Origin of the sequence: Roseovarius sp. EC-HK134 (assembly GCF_902498815.1) — a bacterium.
Classification (GTDB): Bacteria; Pseudomonadota; Alphaproteobacteria; order Rhodobacterales; family Rhodobacteraceae; genus Roseovarius; species Roseovarius mucosus_A.
In genome coordinates this window covers 147,811-162,802 of the sequence record NZ_LR701544.1, presented here as the reverse complement: position 1 = coordinate 162,802, position 14,992 = coordinate 147,811, and the positions used below count along the sequence as shown (strand labels likewise).

13 protein-coding genes are annotated in these 14,992 nt (G+C 62.8%); 4 read left to right on the top strand and 9 right to left on the bottom strand.

Annotated features, from left to right (window positions below; genetic code table 11):
• Positions 1-2 precede the first annotated feature (2 nt).
• The 8 genes from GC127_RS04820 to GC127_RS04785 form a co-directional block, all read right to left on the bottom strand.
• On the bottom strand, positions 3-2,096 hold the full coding sequence (locus tag GC127_RS04820) for an MlaD family protein (protein ID WP_254699998.1): 2,094 nt from the start codon (positions 2,094-2,096) through the stop codon (positions 3-5).
• Positions 2,093-2,701: a paraquat-inducible protein A gene (locus GC127_RS04815; RefSeq protein WP_037296730.1), complete on the bottom strand. Its 609-nt coding sequence runs from the start codon at positions 2,699-2,701 to the stop codon at positions 2,093-2,095. The genes GC127_RS04820 and GC127_RS04815 overlap by 4 nt, the downstream gene beginning before the upstream one ends.
• Positions 2,702-2,715: 14 nt before the next feature.
• Positions 2,716-3,342, bottom strand: a complete 627-nt coding sequence (locus tag GC127_RS04810; protein ID WP_151976802.1) for a paraquat-inducible protein A — start codon at positions 3,340-3,342, stop codon at positions 2,716-2,718.
• Complete coding sequence (locus tag GC127_RS04805) at positions 3,339-4,673, bottom strand: lytic murein transglycosylase (protein WP_151976800.1); 1,335 nt, start codon at positions 4,671-4,673, stop codon at positions 3,339-3,341. The genes GC127_RS04810 and GC127_RS04805 overlap by 4 nt, the downstream gene beginning before the upstream one ends.
• Positions 4,674-4,809: 136 nt before the next feature.
• On the bottom strand, positions 4,810-6,975 hold the full coding sequence (gene katG, locus GC127_RS04800) for a catalase/peroxidase HPI (protein WP_151976798.1): 2,166 nt from the start codon (positions 6,973-6,975) through the stop codon (positions 4,810-4,812).
• Between the two features lie 159 nt (positions 6,976-7,134).
• Positions 7,135-7,554, bottom strand: coding sequence for a PaaI family thioesterase (locus tag GC127_RS04795; RefSeq protein ID WP_151976796.1), 420 nt, complete (start codon positions 7,552-7,554; stop codon positions 7,135-7,137).
• Positions 7,551-8,573 carry a phosphotransferase family protein gene (locus tag GC127_RS04790; RefSeq protein ID WP_151976794.1) on the bottom strand — a complete coding sequence of 341 codons (1,023 nt, stop codon included), beginning with the start codon at positions 8,571-8,573 and terminating at the stop codon, positions 7,551-7,553. The genes GC127_RS04795 and GC127_RS04790 overlap by 4 nt, the downstream gene beginning before the upstream one ends.
• Positions 8,570-10,213, bottom strand: coding sequence for a long-chain fatty acid--CoA ligase (locus GC127_RS04785; RefSeq protein ID WP_151976792.1), 1,644 nt, complete (start codon positions 10,211-10,213; stop codon positions 8,570-8,572). The genes GC127_RS04790 and GC127_RS04785 overlap by 4 nt, the downstream gene beginning before the upstream one ends.
• A 111-nt stretch (positions 10,214-10,324) precedes the next feature.
• Between GC127_RS04785 and GC127_RS04780 the strand changes: the two genes are divergently transcribed.
• Genes GC127_RS04780 through GC127_RS04765 form a run of 4 tightly spaced genes read left to right on the top strand, consistent with a single transcriptional unit; the run spans position 10,325 to position 14,254 of the window.
• Positions 10,325-11,314, top strand: coding sequence for a metal ABC transporter solute-binding protein, Zn/Mn family (locus GC127_RS04780; protein ID WP_151979639.1), 990 nt, complete (start codon positions 10,325-10,327; stop codon positions 11,312-11,314).
• Positions 11,311-12,102, top strand: coding sequence for a metal ABC transporter ATP-binding protein (locus tag GC127_RS04775; RefSeq protein ID WP_151976790.1), 792 nt, complete (start codon positions 11,311-11,313; stop codon positions 12,100-12,102). Before GC127_RS04780 ends, GC127_RS04775 begins: the two co-directional genes overlap by 4 nt.
• Before the next feature lie 2 nt (positions 12,103-12,104).
• Positions 12,105-13,304, top strand: a complete 1,200-nt coding sequence (locus tag GC127_RS04770) for a metal ABC transporter permease (RefSeq protein ID WP_008279376.1) — start codon at positions 12,105-12,107, stop codon at positions 13,302-13,304.
• The gene (locus GC127_RS04765; RefSeq protein WP_151976788.1) at positions 13,304-14,254 is read left to right on the top strand and encodes a metal ABC transporter permease; all 951 of its coding nucleotides are present in this window, start codon (positions 13,304-13,306) and stop codon (positions 14,252-14,254) included. The genes GC127_RS04770 and GC127_RS04765 overlap by 1 nt, the downstream gene beginning before the upstream one ends.
• On the opposite strand, the gene GC127_RS04760 is transcribed toward GC127_RS04765, so the two are convergent.
• Positions 14,208-14,957 (bottom strand): WecB/TagA/CpsF family glycosyltransferase, encoded by a 750-nt coding sequence (locus GC127_RS04760; RefSeq protein ID WP_151976786.1) that lies wholly within the window; start codon positions 14,955-14,957, stop codon positions 14,208-14,210. The genes GC127_RS04765 and GC127_RS04760 overlap by 47 nt on opposite strands.
• Positions 14,958-14,992 lie beyond the last annotated feature (35 nt).

The window sequence follows — 14,992 nt, the reverse complement described above, 5'->3', positions numbered from 1 at the left end:
CATCATCTTCCCAAAAGCAGCGAATTTGGATTCCGTTCTATGGCTCGGGCCAAGGATGACACAGCACGCGCGGCGCGTTCAACCTCGCGCATTGCGGCGCGGGCGTCGCGGCCTACACCATTGTCGGCGGCATAGCCTGCCAGCGTGCCGCGCGCCTGTGCCAGCACGGCCTCGGCCTCGGCAATAAGGCCCGGCAGATCACGGCCCGCTTGCGCAAAAGTATCCGCGGCATCGCGGGCAGAGCCAAGGGCGGCGGTGGCATTCTCGACCACGCCGCCTTCGCGCAATTGCGCAAGAACGCTGCGCATTTCGTCAAGGGTTGCGTTCAGCGTGGCAGGCAGGGCCTGTGTGCCCTCTTGCGCCAAAAGCGTGTCAGCCGAGGTTATGAGCGCGGTCAACTGTGCAACCATGGCATCAATCTCGACGCTTTCGGCCTTTTGCGCCACGGCATCCAGCCGCGCCACGAGATCTGGCACACCGCTCACGGCATCGCTCACACCTTGAGACGCGGCAGAGGCATCGCTGAGCGCGGTGCTCAACTTGGCCGCTATAGCCTCTTGCGCGATTTGCGCGACCAGCGTCTCCATCTCGGTCAGCACGGCATCAAGCCGCCCAGGCAGGGCCTGCACCTCTGGCGCGCCAATCACGCCGCGTGTCTCATCCAGAAGCGCGTTGACATTGCCCGGCACGGCGCGCGTATCGGCGCTGGAGACCAAGGCATTGGCGTTTTGCAGCAGGGTGATCGCCTCGGCCATCACCTCTTCGATGGGCAAGGCATTGATCCGCTCGAATACGCCCGTTGCGGTTGCCGATACATCCGCGATCTCGCTCTCGGTGGTGGGGAAAAGAAGATCGCCGCCATCTGCCGTCTCGATTTCGGCAGGGGGGGCATCGGGCACGTCGACCAGTTCAACCTTGAGCCCTCCGGTCAATATGGACGCCGAGGCCAGCCGCGCGCGCAGGCCCGTCGCCACGCTCTCGCGCAAATAGGCAAGCGCCGAGTCGCGCCCTGCACCTCCCTCCAGCCCCAACCGTCCCGGACGGATTGCCAGACTGACAAGAAGCCGCACGCGGTCATCGCCAAATCGCGCCTCATCGACCACGCCATTAAGCGCGCTCACCTGACCGATGCGCAACCCGTTCCACTCAACGGGGGCGTCCACGCTAAGACCTGCGATATTGTCCTCGAACACTGCCGCAAGCGTGAGGATTTCGTTGTCGTCCCCGCGAAACAGGCTGGCACGTGCCGCGGATTCTTCGGAGTAGACGGTGTAGTTGTCTCCGGCCCGCGCCGATGTGCCACCTGAAATCATCGTCTCGAAGGTGACGCCGCCGGACACAAGTGCGGCAACGGATGAGAAATCAAGTTGTGCGCCGCCGGGTCCGAGCGAAAAGGAAAAGCCGGAGGTGTCCCAAAAGCGCGTCGCGCTGTTGATCAGACGATCATGCGGGGCAAAGATCAGCGCCTCTGCCTCGGCGGAGCTGCCATCAGCAGTGATGCGCGGTCGCCCGATGCGCCCCACCTCGATCCCGCGATAGATCACCGGAGCGCCTTCGACCAGCGAGGCGCGCCCCTGCGCCCGCAGCATGAGGCGCAGACCATCCTGCCCCACCCGTTCCAAGGGGGCATCGGGCAGGCCTGCGATCTGCGTGACGGCCGCACCGGGGCTATTGTCCCATAAACCTTCGATGTAGACGCCCGAGAGCACGGTCCCAAGACCGGTGACGCCCCGCGCCGTAACTTGGGGACGGACCACCCAGAATTGGGCGTCGCGGTCGATATAGGGTGCCACCTCTTGATCCACGCGGACCTTGACCAGCACGAGGTCGAGACCCGGGGCAAAACTTACGTCCTCGACCATGCCGACGGTCACATCGCGGTAGCGAAGCTCGGTCGCCCCCGCCCGAACACCCGACGCATTTTCAAAGGCGATTTCGATCAGCGGCCCGCGCTCGGAATAGGCCTGCCACGCCACGACCAGCACGACCAAAAGCGCCGCCAGCGGCACCAGCCAGATCACTGAAATCCGGTCTATCAGGCTCCGTCCGGCAGGAAGAACAGTGGGCTCTGGCGGAGGCGTGCTGTCTTGGGTCACGTTTGGCTATCCTCTTGGTCTTCGGGTCGGCGGGTGCCGTCCCAGATCATCCGGCTATCAAAACTTTGCGCGGAGAGCATGGTGAAAACCACCGAAAGGGCGAAAAACAGGCTGGCGCGGCCCGGTGTGATCGTGGCCAAGGCCTGCAATTGCACCAGGGATGACAGGATCGCCACAACAAAAACGTCGATCATCGACCAGCGGCCGATGTATTCGACTATCTCATAGAGCAGGTGCCGCCGCGCCTTTGACAAGCGCGAGCCGCGCCAGACACCGAATGCCAGAGCGGCCAGCACCAGAAACTTGGCCACCGGGATCACCACACTGGCCACAAGAATAATCAGTGCCACGCCCCAATTGCCATGCTCTGCCAGCGTCACCGCCCCGCCGACAATCGTATCAGATTGCGTACTGACCAGCGTGCGCGTCTCTAGCATCGGAAAAAGATTGGCCGGAATGTAGCAGCCAAGGCCCAACAGCCACCACGCCCAGACCTTTTGCAGCGCCATCGGATCGCGGGATTGCAACGCACTGCCGCAACGCGAACAGCGCGCTGTGCCAAGAGGCGCCACAGCCATGCAACGTGTGCAGCCCACCAGTCCCATGTCGCGCGCGGTTCTCATGCGTCCAGCGAGGCCCAGATTGAATAGCGGCACATCAGACTGTCGGTCGCCACCACCAGCACCACCAGCACCGCAAACATCCACGCCGCCGGGCCAAAGACAACATCCGCCAGATCGCTGAGTTTGACCAGTGCCACGGCGCAACCGATGGCGAAGATTTCGGCCATGGACCACGGCACGAGCGCCTCTGAAAGACGAAAGGCAGGGCGCGCCAGAGGGGCGGGGGGGTGATCGCGGATGATGGGGGCCAAGACATAGATCAGCAGCATCAGGCGCAGCGCCGGTATGACCACGATGAAAAAGAGAACTGCCACCGCCAGCACAGACAGCCCGCCCTCGAACACAAAGGCAGCCTGCAGGATCGAGGCATCATGGTGTAGCCCGCCCGCGCCGATCGACAAAAAGGGAAAGAGCACCGCCGCCACGATCAGGATCAGCACAGTCAGCGCCAGAGCGATCAACTGCTTGCCTGCCTTTCGCCGTGGCGCGATCAAGACTGTATGACAGCGCGCGCAAATGGCGCGTTGCCGCATCGCCACGTGGGGCGCGGTATAGACCAGATCACACGTCGGGCAGCAGATGAGGCCCGCCAACTCGTCGGGTGCGGATTGGCGGACGCTCACGAGCGCTTGAGCAGCGCCAGCAATTCCTGCGAGGGCAGGCCGTCCGGCGTCACCCCGACCGATTGCTGAAAGGCGCGAATGGCGTTGATCGTATTGGGGCCGATGATGCCGTCGATCTTTTCGATGGCAAAACCCTTGCGTTGCAGGCGGCGCTGCATGTCCATTTTTTCGTCAAAAGACAGGGGGTTATAGCCACGTGGCCAAGCGCCCCTGATTTCCGGTCCGCCGCCGATCCGGTCTGAAAGATGCCCAACGCCCATCGCATAGGCATCGGAATTATTGTAGCGTTTGATCACGCCGAAATTGTCGAAAACCATAAAGGCTGGCCCCTGAAGCCCGGCGGGCAGCAGGATCGACGCAGTGCCGAAATCGCGCACCGCGCGCCCGTCCATACCGACCACGCCCTGCGCCGCCCATTGAGACGGTAGCCGCTTGGCCTTGGCCGCGGCGGCGCTGAACCCGCGCGGAACCTGTACCTCGACGCCCCAAGGTTGGCCCTTGGTCCAGCCAAAGCGCTTGAGATAGGCGGCGGTTGAGGCCAGGGCATCGGTCGGGTTATCCGACCAGATGTCGCGTTTGCCATCGCCGGTGAAATCCACCGCATAGGCCAGGTAAGAAGTGGGCATGAACTGCGTATGGCCCATCGCCCCGGCCCATGACCCTTTCATGTTTTCAGGTGTCACATCGCCCGATTGCAGGATCTGCAAGGCGGCGATGAGCTGTTTTTCAAAAAACGCGCCGCGCCGTCCGTCATAGGCCAGTGTCGCCAGCGATTGGATCAACGGCAAATCACCAAGCCGTTCGCCATAGGTGCTTTCCATCCCCCAGACGGCGGCGACCACCTCTTTTTCTACGCCGTAATGTGCCTCGATCCGTTCGAGTGCGCGGCGGTGTTTGCGCAGCGCCTCTTGTCCGTTGTTGACCCGGATGGGCGAGACGGCGCTGTCAAGGTAGTCCCAGATCTCGCGTTTGAATTCCGATTGGTTGCGGTCTTTTGATACAATCTCGGGGTTGAACGTCACACCACGAAAGGCGCGGTCAAATACCTGTCCGCTGATCCCTTGTGATAGCGCGCGACCCCGGAAACCGGCCACCCAGGTGTCAAAGCGCGGATTGGCATTGACCGGCACGATGGCGGTCTCAGACACATCCGCCGGGCGCAATTGTGGCCGTAGGCTGCGCACTGGCACGTCGCTCGAAACAACCACCGCCCCTGTGATGAGGCCCGAACCGGGCCGCATCTGCGGGCGTAATGACTGGTCCACCGCCCCGGCCAGCACCGGTGGTGCCCCGATCAGAACGCTCAATAATCCGATATATACCGCTCGCATTGTCCGGCCCCTTGGTTGTGTGGCTCTTGTCATAGAATAGCCCGATTGTTTCCAAATCAAAAGCGATCAAGGGGACGGAAACGAAAAGGCGCGGCGATTTCTCGCCGCGCCTCTCTGTTTGGAATGCTCAGTCCGATCAGGCCAGATCGAAACGGTCGGCGTTCATCACCTTGGTCCATGCGGCGACGAAATCGCGCACGAATTTTTCGGGCGCATCGTCCTGTGCGTAGACCTCTGCATAGGCGCGCAGGATCGAATTCGAGCCGAACACCAGATCGACGCGGGTGGCCGTGTGTTTCACGGCACCGGATTTGCGATCTACGATGTTATAGGTGCCATCGCCATTCGGCTCCCATTTGTAGCTCATGTCGGTGAGCGTGGTGAAGAAGTCCGTGGTCAGCGCGCCCACCTTGTCGGTAAACACGCCATGCGCCGTGTCGCCGTGGTTGGTGCCCAGAACCCGCATGCCGCCGATGAGGCAGGTCATCTCATGCGCATTGAGCCCCATCAGCTGTGCCCGGTCGAGCAACATTTCTTCGGGCGCAACAATGTAGTCTTTCTTGAGCCAGTTGCGGAAGCCATCGGCCAGCGGTTCCAGCACCTCGAAAGACGCGGCATCGGTCATCTCTGCCGTCGCGTCGCCACGACCGGGGGTAAACGGCACCTCAACGGCATACCCTGCCGCTTTGGCCGCCTGTTCGATCCCGAGATTGCCGGCCAGAACGATCACATCCGCCACGCTTGCCCCGGTTTCGGCTGCAATGGGTTCAAGCGTTGCCAGAACCCGTGCCAGCCGGTCAGGCTCGTTGCCGTCCCAATCCTTTTGCGGGGCAAGTCGGATGCGTGCGCCATTGGCACCGCCGCGCAGGTCAGAGTTGCGGAAGGTGCGGGCACTGTCCCATGCGGTGGCGACCATATCCGACAGGCTCAGACCGCTTGCGGCGATCTTTGCCTTGACGGCGGCGACATCGTAGCCGGTCGACCCTGCCGGAATCGGATCTTGCCAGATCAGATCCTCTTTGGGGGCGTCCGGTCCGATGTAGCGGGTCCGCGGTCCGAGGTCACGGTGTGTCAGCTTGAACCACGCGCGACCAAAGCAATCGTCGAAATAGGCCGGGTCAGCCATGAATTTTTCGCAGATGGCGCGATAGGCCGGATCCATTTTCATCGCCATATCGGCATCGGTCATCATCGGCATGACGCGCTTGGACGGGTCGGTTGAATCAACCGGCATGTCCTCTTCCTTGATGTCGATGGGCTGCCACTGCTGCGCCCCCGCCGGGGATTTGGTGAGTTCCCAGTCATAGCCGAACAGCAGTTTGAAATAGCCCATGTCCCACTTGGTTGGGTGTGTGGTCCAGGCCCCTTCAATGCCAGAGGTCACGGCATTGGTGGCTTTGCCGCCCAGGTTCGGGTTGACCCAGCCAAAGCCCTGATTTTCAACGTCTGCCGCTTCAGGCTCTGCCCCCAATGTCGACGCATCGCCATTGCCATGCGCCTTGCCCACGGTGTGACCACCGCAGGTCAGTGCCGCGGTTTCTTCGTCATTCATGGCCATCCGGGCAAAGGTTTCGCGCACCTGACCGGCGGTCGCCAGCGGATCGGGTTGGCCGTTCACGCCCTCGGGGTTCACATAGATCAGGCCCATCTGCACAGCGGCGAGGGGGTTTTCCATCGTGGCCGGGTTTTCGACGCTTTCATAGCGGGTGTCACTCGGCGCCAGCCATTCCTTTTCCGCGCCCCAGTAGGTGTCCTTTTCGGGGTGCCAGATGTCTTCACGGCCAAAGGAAAAGCCATAGGTTTTAAGGCCCATGGATTCATACGCCATGTTGCCCGCGAGCAGGATCAGGTCGGCCCAGCTCAGCTTGTTGCCGTATTTCTTTTTGACCGGCCAGAGAATGCGGCGCGCCTTGTCGAGGTTGCCGTTGTCCGGCCAGCTGTTCAGCGGAGCAAAGCGGATATTGCCATGGCCACCGCCACCGCGACCATCGGCCAGACGATAAGAACCAGCCGAGTGCCAGGCGAGACGGATCATCAAACCGCCGTAATGGCCCCAATCGGCGGGCCACCAATCCTGGCTGTCGGTCATCAGTGCCTTGACGTCGGCCTTGACGGCCTCGAAATCAAGTTTCTTGACCTCTTCAGCATAGTTGAAGTCTGCGCCGAGCGGATTGGTTTTCTGGTCGTGCTGATGCAGGATGTCGAGATTGAGGGATTTGGGCCACCAATCCATGACGCTGGCGCCTGTTTCTGTCACGCTGCCGTGCATGACCGGGCATTTTCCGATGTTGTTACCGTCCATTTTCGTCTCCTACCTAGATCGTTGTCGTTGGTGAGTGGTCTGGTTGCGCCGATCAGAATGCGACCGATTCCAGTGGCCACGCGCGTTATCCTCGGGTCGTGTAACAGATGCGTTCAATAATTAATAATTGGATTTACTAACTGTAACCATAACTGCTGATTATTGAACCTGATCCCGCCGCAGCCGGAATACGCCTGTACCGGTGGCGATATGCGTACCGTTGTCATCCCGCACAATGCCTTCTGCGAAATAGGTCGATTTGCCGCCGCCCGTTCGGCGGGCCTCGGCAAAGAGCCGCGTGCCTTTGGCCTGCCCCAGATAATTGACCGTGAGCGACAGGGTCAGAGCCATCTGTTGCCGCGCCGGGTCGCCGGTGTAGCAGCCGCAAAAGCCCATGGCGGTATCGAGCAGCGTGGCGTGGATGCCGCCATGCGGTAGCCCCTGACGGTTCATCAGGAATGGCTCTAGCGGCAGTTCGATCCGCGCAAAATCTGTGGACCAGGCAATCAGGCGATACCCAAGATGGGTTTGCAGCGCAGAAGGGGGTTCAAGCAGGTTAGGGTCTATGTCTTGCGTCATATCTTGTCCTTGGTCGCAGAGAGGCCCGCGCGGGCGAATTCGGGCACATACTCCCCAAGACGCAGACCGCGCGCGGGGTCAGAGGCGTTGCCATCCAGCGCGCGTCTTTTGACGCCTTGCAGGATGGCCGCCATGCGGAAATAGCTGAAGGCGAGGTAGAAATGGAACCCCTCAATGGGCGCAATCCCGCGTCTTTCGCAATAGCGGGCGATGAACTCCGCATCCGACCAGAGGCCAAGGGCGGCGCGGTCCACTCCCGCCAGCCCGCGCCCCTCTGCGGTTGCGGGCATCGACCATTGCATGATCACGGCGGCAAGGTCGGCGTAGGGGTGGCCGAGGGTCGACAGCTCCCAATCCAGCACGGCAACGCACGCGGTGCCTTGGGGCGCAAAAAGCAGATTGTCGAGTCGGTAGTCGCCATGCACCAGCGTGCGTTGCCCGTCATCTTCAGGGATATGCGCATCAAGCCAGGCCATAAGGGCGGTCATCTCGGGCAGGTCATCGGTGGCTGTGGCGGTATATTGCGCGCACCAGCGGTCCACCTGCCGGCGGTAGTAATTGCCGGACGGGCCGTAGTCTGTAAGGCCGGTTTGCACGAGATCAACGTCATGGATGGCGGCCAGAACGCGGTTCATTTCATCTAGGATAGCGTGGCGTTCGGGCGGGGTGAGACCGGGCATCGCGGGGGCGTCAAAGCTGCGGCCCTTGATCTCGTCCATGATGTAGAAGGGCGTGCCGATGATGCTTTCATCCTCGCACAGGATGTGCATGCGGGCGACAGGAACCGATGTGTCCTGCAACGCGCGTTGCACGCGAAATTCCCGCTCGACCGCGTGGGCGGATTTCAACAGAACGCCGGGCGGTTTGCGACGCAGGACGTAACTGCGCGTGGGCGTTATGAGACGATAGGTCGGGTTGGATTGCCCGCCGCTGAATTTCTGCGCCGTGAGCGGCCCGGCAAAGCCCGGCAAATGCGCGGCAAGCCATGCCGCGACGGCGTCTGTGTCAAGACCGCTCATGCGCCGTCCCCGCGAATGCCGGGGTGGATGTAATCGGCGAACTGGTCGCGCAGTGTCAGTTTCGAGACCTTGCCGGTGGCGGTCATTGGCAGTGCCTCGACCCACAGCAGATCATCGGGCAATTGCCACTTGGCGAAATGCGATGCCATATGGGCGCAGACATCGGCCAGCGTGGGGCGCTCTGCACCCGTGGCGACCGCCACTAAAACTGGCCGCTCGTCCCATTTCGGATGCGGCACGGCGATCACCGCGCAGGCAGCGATGCCGGGATGCGAGAGGGCGGCGTTTTCCAGATCAATTGAGCTGATCCATTCGCCCCCCGATTTCACCAGATCCTTTGAGCGGTCGCGGATCGTAAGCCGCCCCTCGGGACTGACCGAGGCGACATCGCCGGTGCCGAACCAACCCTCGCTATCCATCGCGGCGCGGGTGGCCTCGGGGTTGTTGAAATAGCCGCTGATCACAGTGTTGCCGCGTATGTATAGCTCGCCTGCCGCCTGTCCGTCATGCGGCAGGCGTTGGCCAGCATCATCGACGATCTTGTAATCTACCCCAAAAAGCCGCCGCCCTGCGCAGCATTTGGCGGTGATCCTCTCTGGCAGCGGTGCCGTATGCAGCGCGGGGGACAGCACGCCATAGGCCCCAATCGGGCTGGTTTCGGTCATGCCCCACGCCTGTGAGACAATGACGCCGCGCGTCTCATAGGCTTCGATCATCACGCGCGGCATGGCCGATCCGCCGACCACCAGATCAGCAAAGCCGGATGGAATGCGGCCCTGTGCCTTGATCTCCGCCAGCAGCCCCGCCCAGACGGTTGGCACCCCCCAAGCGGAATAGACACCCTCGGCCTCCATGAGGCGAAAGAGGCTGGCCCCGTCCAGATTTGGCCCCGGCATCACAAGTGTCATCCCCGTGAGCGGCGCCACATAGGGCAATCCCCAAGCGTTGACATGAAAGAGCGGCACCACGGGCAGCACGCGCGCCCCCGCACGAAAACTGGAGGTCTGGCAAAGCGGCACTTGCAATGCATGCAGCAGAGTGGAGCGGTGTGTGTAGAGCGCGCCCTTGGGATTGCCTGTGGTGCCAGAGGTGTAGCAAAGACCGGCGGCTGTATCCTCGGGGAAGGTGGGCCAGTCAAAATCGGGCGTCTGCGCGGCCAGCAAATCCTCGTAGCAGAGCGCGTCAAAAGAGCAGTCCGGCATATGGGCGCGGTCGGTCAGGATCACGAAACGCAGACCCTGTGGTAGATCAGGCAAGATCGCCTCGATCAGCGGCACAAAGGATAGATCAAGGAACAAGAGCCGGTCATCGGCATGGGCGATGATGTAAAGCAATTGCTCATGCGAGAGGCGCGGATTAAGCGTATGGCAGACCGCACCGATGCCGGAGACCCCGTAGTAGAGCTCAAAATGTCGGTGGCCGTTCCATGCCAAGGTGGCAACCCGGTCGCCTTGTTCGACGCCCAGTCCGGTCAGCGCCTGCGCGAGCTGCGCCACCCGCACCAGCGTTTGCGGATAGCTCTGGCGGTGCAGGTCACCTTCAACTCGTGCGGACACGATGCCCTCGGCGGCATGCGCTTCGGCGGCGTGCAACAGGATGTCTATGATCCTGAGCGGCCGATGCATCATCTGACCCTGCATGGTGGTTCCCTCCCTCGTGCCTCAGCCGCGACGGTGGCATGAAAGCAGAGGGGGATCAATCGGGCCGGAGGAGCCCTTGACTTGTTGCGAATAGTTCTCATATTCATTCTCATGTCACATCATATCACAGCCTTTCCGTCTCTGACCCGCCGCCGCGCGCTTGGCCTAGCGATTGGCGCGGCAGTCCTTGCCTCACGCCCTGCATTCGCCCAAACCGCCCCGCTCGAGGTGGTTGCCACCACCGGCATGATCGCCGATGCCGCGCGGGTCGTGGGCGGCGACCGGGTTGCGGTGCGGGCCCTGATGGGGCCGGGGATTGATCCGCATTCCTATCGTCAGACCCGCAGCGATATCGCTGCCCTCGCGCGCGCCGATCTGGTGCTCTGGCATGGCCTCTATCTTGAGGCGCAGATGGAAGAGTTTTTGCTGAAACTCGCCGCCCGTTCGCCCGTTGTCCCGGTGGGCGAGGCGGTGCCCATGGCCGCGCGCATCGCGCATGAGGATTACGAGGGGCGCTTTGATCCCCATGTCTGGATGGTGCCAGAGTTGTGGGCCTCTGTTGTGGATCGTATCGCCGAGGCGCTGAGCGCCGAACGGCCCGAGGATGCGGATTTCTTTGCCGGCAATGCCGCGCGCTACAAAGAAGCACTGGCGCGATTGGGCAACTACGCCACTGGCGCGCTTGCTTCTGTGCCTGAGCCTGCGCGCGTGCTGGTCACGGCGCATGACGCATTCGGATATTTTGGCCAAGCATATGGGTATCAGGTGGAGGGCATTCAGGGGCTATCCACGGAATCCGAGGCCGGTCTGGCGCGCATCCGTGATCTCGTCGATCTGCTGGTCAGTCGTGAAATCCGCGCAGTTTTCGTCGAAAGCACTGTGTCGGATCGTAATATCCGTGCCTTGATCGAAGGTGCGGCGGCCGAGGGGCATGAGGTGATCATCGGTGGCGAGCTGTTCTCGGATGCCATGGGTGCGCCGGGCACCTATGAGGGTAGCTATCTGGGCATGATTGACCATAATGTGACGACCATTGCCAATGCCCTTGGCGGCACTGCCCCAGCACGGGGCATGGATGGCAATCTGTCGGCAGGGGGATGATCATGCCATTGGAACTGGTCGGAACACGGCCCGCGCCCAATACCGACAGCCCGCTATCGATCCGGGGGCTAACCGTGTCCTATGGTGAGAAGCCTGCGGTTTTTTCCGTTGATGTCAATTTTCACCCAAGCCAGATGACAGCGATTGTCGGCCCTAATGGCGCAGGCAAGTCAACGCTACTCAAGGCCGCGCTTGGGATCATCCGGCCTCTGTCTGGACAGGTCACAAGCCTTGGGCGTCCGCTGCAAGAGCGGCGCGCGCAGATTGCCTATGTGCCGCAGCGCGCCAGCGTGGATTGGGATTTCCCGGCCCGTGTGCTCGATGTGGTGATGATGGGGCTGGCCCGCGAATTGGGTCTCTTGGGCCGGGTGCGGGCCAGCCACCGTGCTCGGGCCATGGCCTGTCTCGACCGAGTTGGCATGCAGGGCTTTGCGCATCGCCAGATCGGGCAGCTCTCGGGTGGGCAGCAACAGCGGGTGTTTCTGGCGCGCGCCTTGGCGCAGGAGGCGGATCTTTATCTGCTGGACGAACCCTTTGCCGGGGTCGATGCCGCAACGGAAAAGGCAATCATCGCCGTGCTGCATGGCCTCAGGGCCGAAGGCAAGACGGTCATTGCCGTACATCACGATCTGGCCACGGTGGCCGAATATTTCGACCGCGTGTTTCTCATCAACACCACCGCCATTGCCGAAGGGCCGGTGGCCGAGGTGTTTACCCACGATCATTTGCAAGCCGCCTATGGCGGACGGTTGGCGCTGGCGCAGATGGGTGGGGCGGCGGCGGGCTGAGCATGCTCTGGGACGCGCTCACGCTGCAACTGGGTTATAACGCCACGCTGGTCACGCTGGGCGCTGCCATGCTGGGCGTGGGCGCGGGTGCGACGGGCACCTACCTTTATCTCGGCAAGCGCGCGCTGGTCTCTGATGCCATTAGCCATGCCACGCTGCCCGGTGTCGTGCTGGGGTTCATGGTGATGGTGGCGCTGGGTGGCGAGGGCCGGTTTTTGCCCGGTCTGATGCTGGGGGCGGCGCTGTCGGCGGTGCTTGGTCTTTTGGCGGTGACATGGCTGACAACGCGCACGCGGTTGCATGAGGATGCCGCGATTGGCGCGGTGCTGTCGGTGTTCTTTGGTTTTGGCGTGGTCCTGCTGACGGTGGTGCAGGTGATGGATGCGGGGCGGCAGGCGGGGCTGGAAACCTTTTTGTTGGGCGCTACCGCCGGCATGCTGCGCGACGAGGCGCTGACGATTGCTGCTGGCGGTGTCGTGGTTCTGGCGCTGGTGCGGCTCTTGCATCGGCCCATGATCCTGGTGGCCTTTGATCCGGACTATGCGGTGGGTCAGGGGATGCGGCTTGCGCGTGTCGATCTGGCGATGATGGGGCTTGCGCTGGCCATTACCGTGACCGGGCTCAAGGTGGTGGGACTTGTGCTTATCGTGGCGCTCTTGATCATCCCGCCGGTGGCGGCGCGGTTCTGGTCGGAACGCGCAGGCCATGTGGTGATGATCGCGGGCGCGGTTGGCGGGGTTGCTGGCTATCTCGGCGCGGCGTTTTCCGCGACGGCACCTGACCTTCCCACCGGGCCGCTGATTGTGCTGGCGGCCTTTGCGCTTTTCGTGCTGTCGCTCTTGATGGCGCCGGGTCGCGGTGTGCTGGCAGCGGCGCTGCGGCATCTGCGGTTCCAGCGGCGGGTGCATCTGCGCCAAGGTCTCTTGGCGCTGGCGGCGGGGCAGCCGGTCTATGAGCCGCTGACGCTGCGATTGATGCGCCGCGCGGGTCTGGCGCGCGCCGATGGAGTTGCGACCGAGGCAGGGCGTGCCATGGCGGCGCGGGCGCGGCTGGATGAGCGGCGTTGGCAAATCCTGCGCTCGGACCCGGCGTTCGAGGCAGCGGCAGCGCGGTATGATGGTCTGACCCCATTGGACGAGGTGTTGACGGGCGATCAGATCGCCGCACTCGACCGGAGGCTTGGGCCAGAGGGGGCGGTGTGATGGGGCAGGATTTCGTCATGCTGTCGCTCGCGCCACTGCTGATCGGAATTGCAGCGGCGGTGGCCTGTGCGCTGCCAGGGAATTTCTTGCTGTTGCGGCGGCAGGCGCTGATCGGTGATGCGATCAGCCATGTGGTGTTGCCCGGGATCGTGGCCGGATTCCTCGTGACCGGCATGGTCGCCACCGGGCCGATGATGCTGGGGGCTGCGGCTGCGGCATTGGTCGCTGTGATCCTGATCGAGGCGATCCGTCGTCTCGGCCGGATCGAGCCGGGGGCGGCGATGGGCGTGGTTTTTACTGCCATGTTCGCGGGCGGTGTGCTGCTCTTGGAACAAAGTGCTGCGTCCGGCGTGCATCTCGATGTTCAACATGCGCTTTATGGCAATCTAGAAAGCCTGATCTGGCTGGATGGCTATGGTTGGGGCGCGCTGACCGATCCCGTGGCTTTGGCGGGCTTGCCGCCCGAATTGGGCCGTATGGTGGCGGTGCTGATCTGCACGACGCTCTTTATCGCGGTGCTATGGCGGCCACTTGTGATTGCAACCTTTGACGAGGGGTTTGCCCGCGCCATGGGCATTCCAACGGCTATTTTGGGGCTGGCGCTTGTTGCGGTGGCGGCATTGGCGGCGGTGGCGGCGTTTGACGCGGTAGGCTCAATCATCGTGATTGCGATGTTTATCTGCCCCCCCGCGAGCGCCCGGCTGATGACAGACCGGCTGGGTCGCCAAGTGGCGTGGAGCGTAGGGTTTGCCACGCTATCGGCGGTCTTGGGCTATGTGCTGGCGGGCTATGGCCCGCTCTGGCTGGGCTATGACAACGCGGTCAGTGCGGCGGGGATGATCGCCACGGTGTCGGGCGTGATCCTGGGGGGGGCCGCACTCTGGGGGCCACGGCGGCGCAGTGTCAGCCGCGCAGGCGCCACGCCGCAACCATCAGCCCCGGCAGAATAGCCGCGCAGCGTGCATAGCGCGGCACCAACCGACGTGGGCTGGACAGCATCCGCCATAGCCATTCGAGCGCCAGACGCCGCGCCCAAAGGGGCGCGCGGGGTTGCACGCCTGCGATGAAATCAAGACCGGCACCGATGCTGGCAAATCCCATATGCGGCAGTGCGGCGTGGGCGCGGGCGGCGAAAATCTCTTGTTTGGGTGCGCCAAGCGCCAAAAGGCACAGCCCCGCGCCCGAGGCGCGCAGCGCGGCAATCACCTCTGTCCCTTGCGCGCCCAACGGATCAAACCCCATCGGCGGCGCGATGCGTGCGGCAATCACCACCCCCGGAACACGGTCACAAAGCCCCTCTCCGGCGGCGTGCAAGGCTGCCTCTGTGCTGCCGACAAGGGCCACGCTTGCCCCGGCCTCTGCCGCCAGCCGCGTCATGGGCACCACCATATCCGCGCCCGGCACCAGCCCGACGGGACGCCCCGCAAGGCGTGACAACCACACCACCGGATTGCCATCGGCAACCACCAGATCATGCCGTAAATAGGCCGCCAGAAACGCGGAATCCTGGCGCAGTTTCACCAGATGATCGAGGTTCAGCGTCGCCAGAGCAAAGCCGCGCCGAGCACGAAACCGATCTCTCAGGACCGACAACAGACGCGAGGCATCGCGGGGCGCGATGCGTATCACCTCATCCTGAATGCGAAATTCCACCCGATCCCCCTGCGACAGTCGCGGCGTTTGATGCT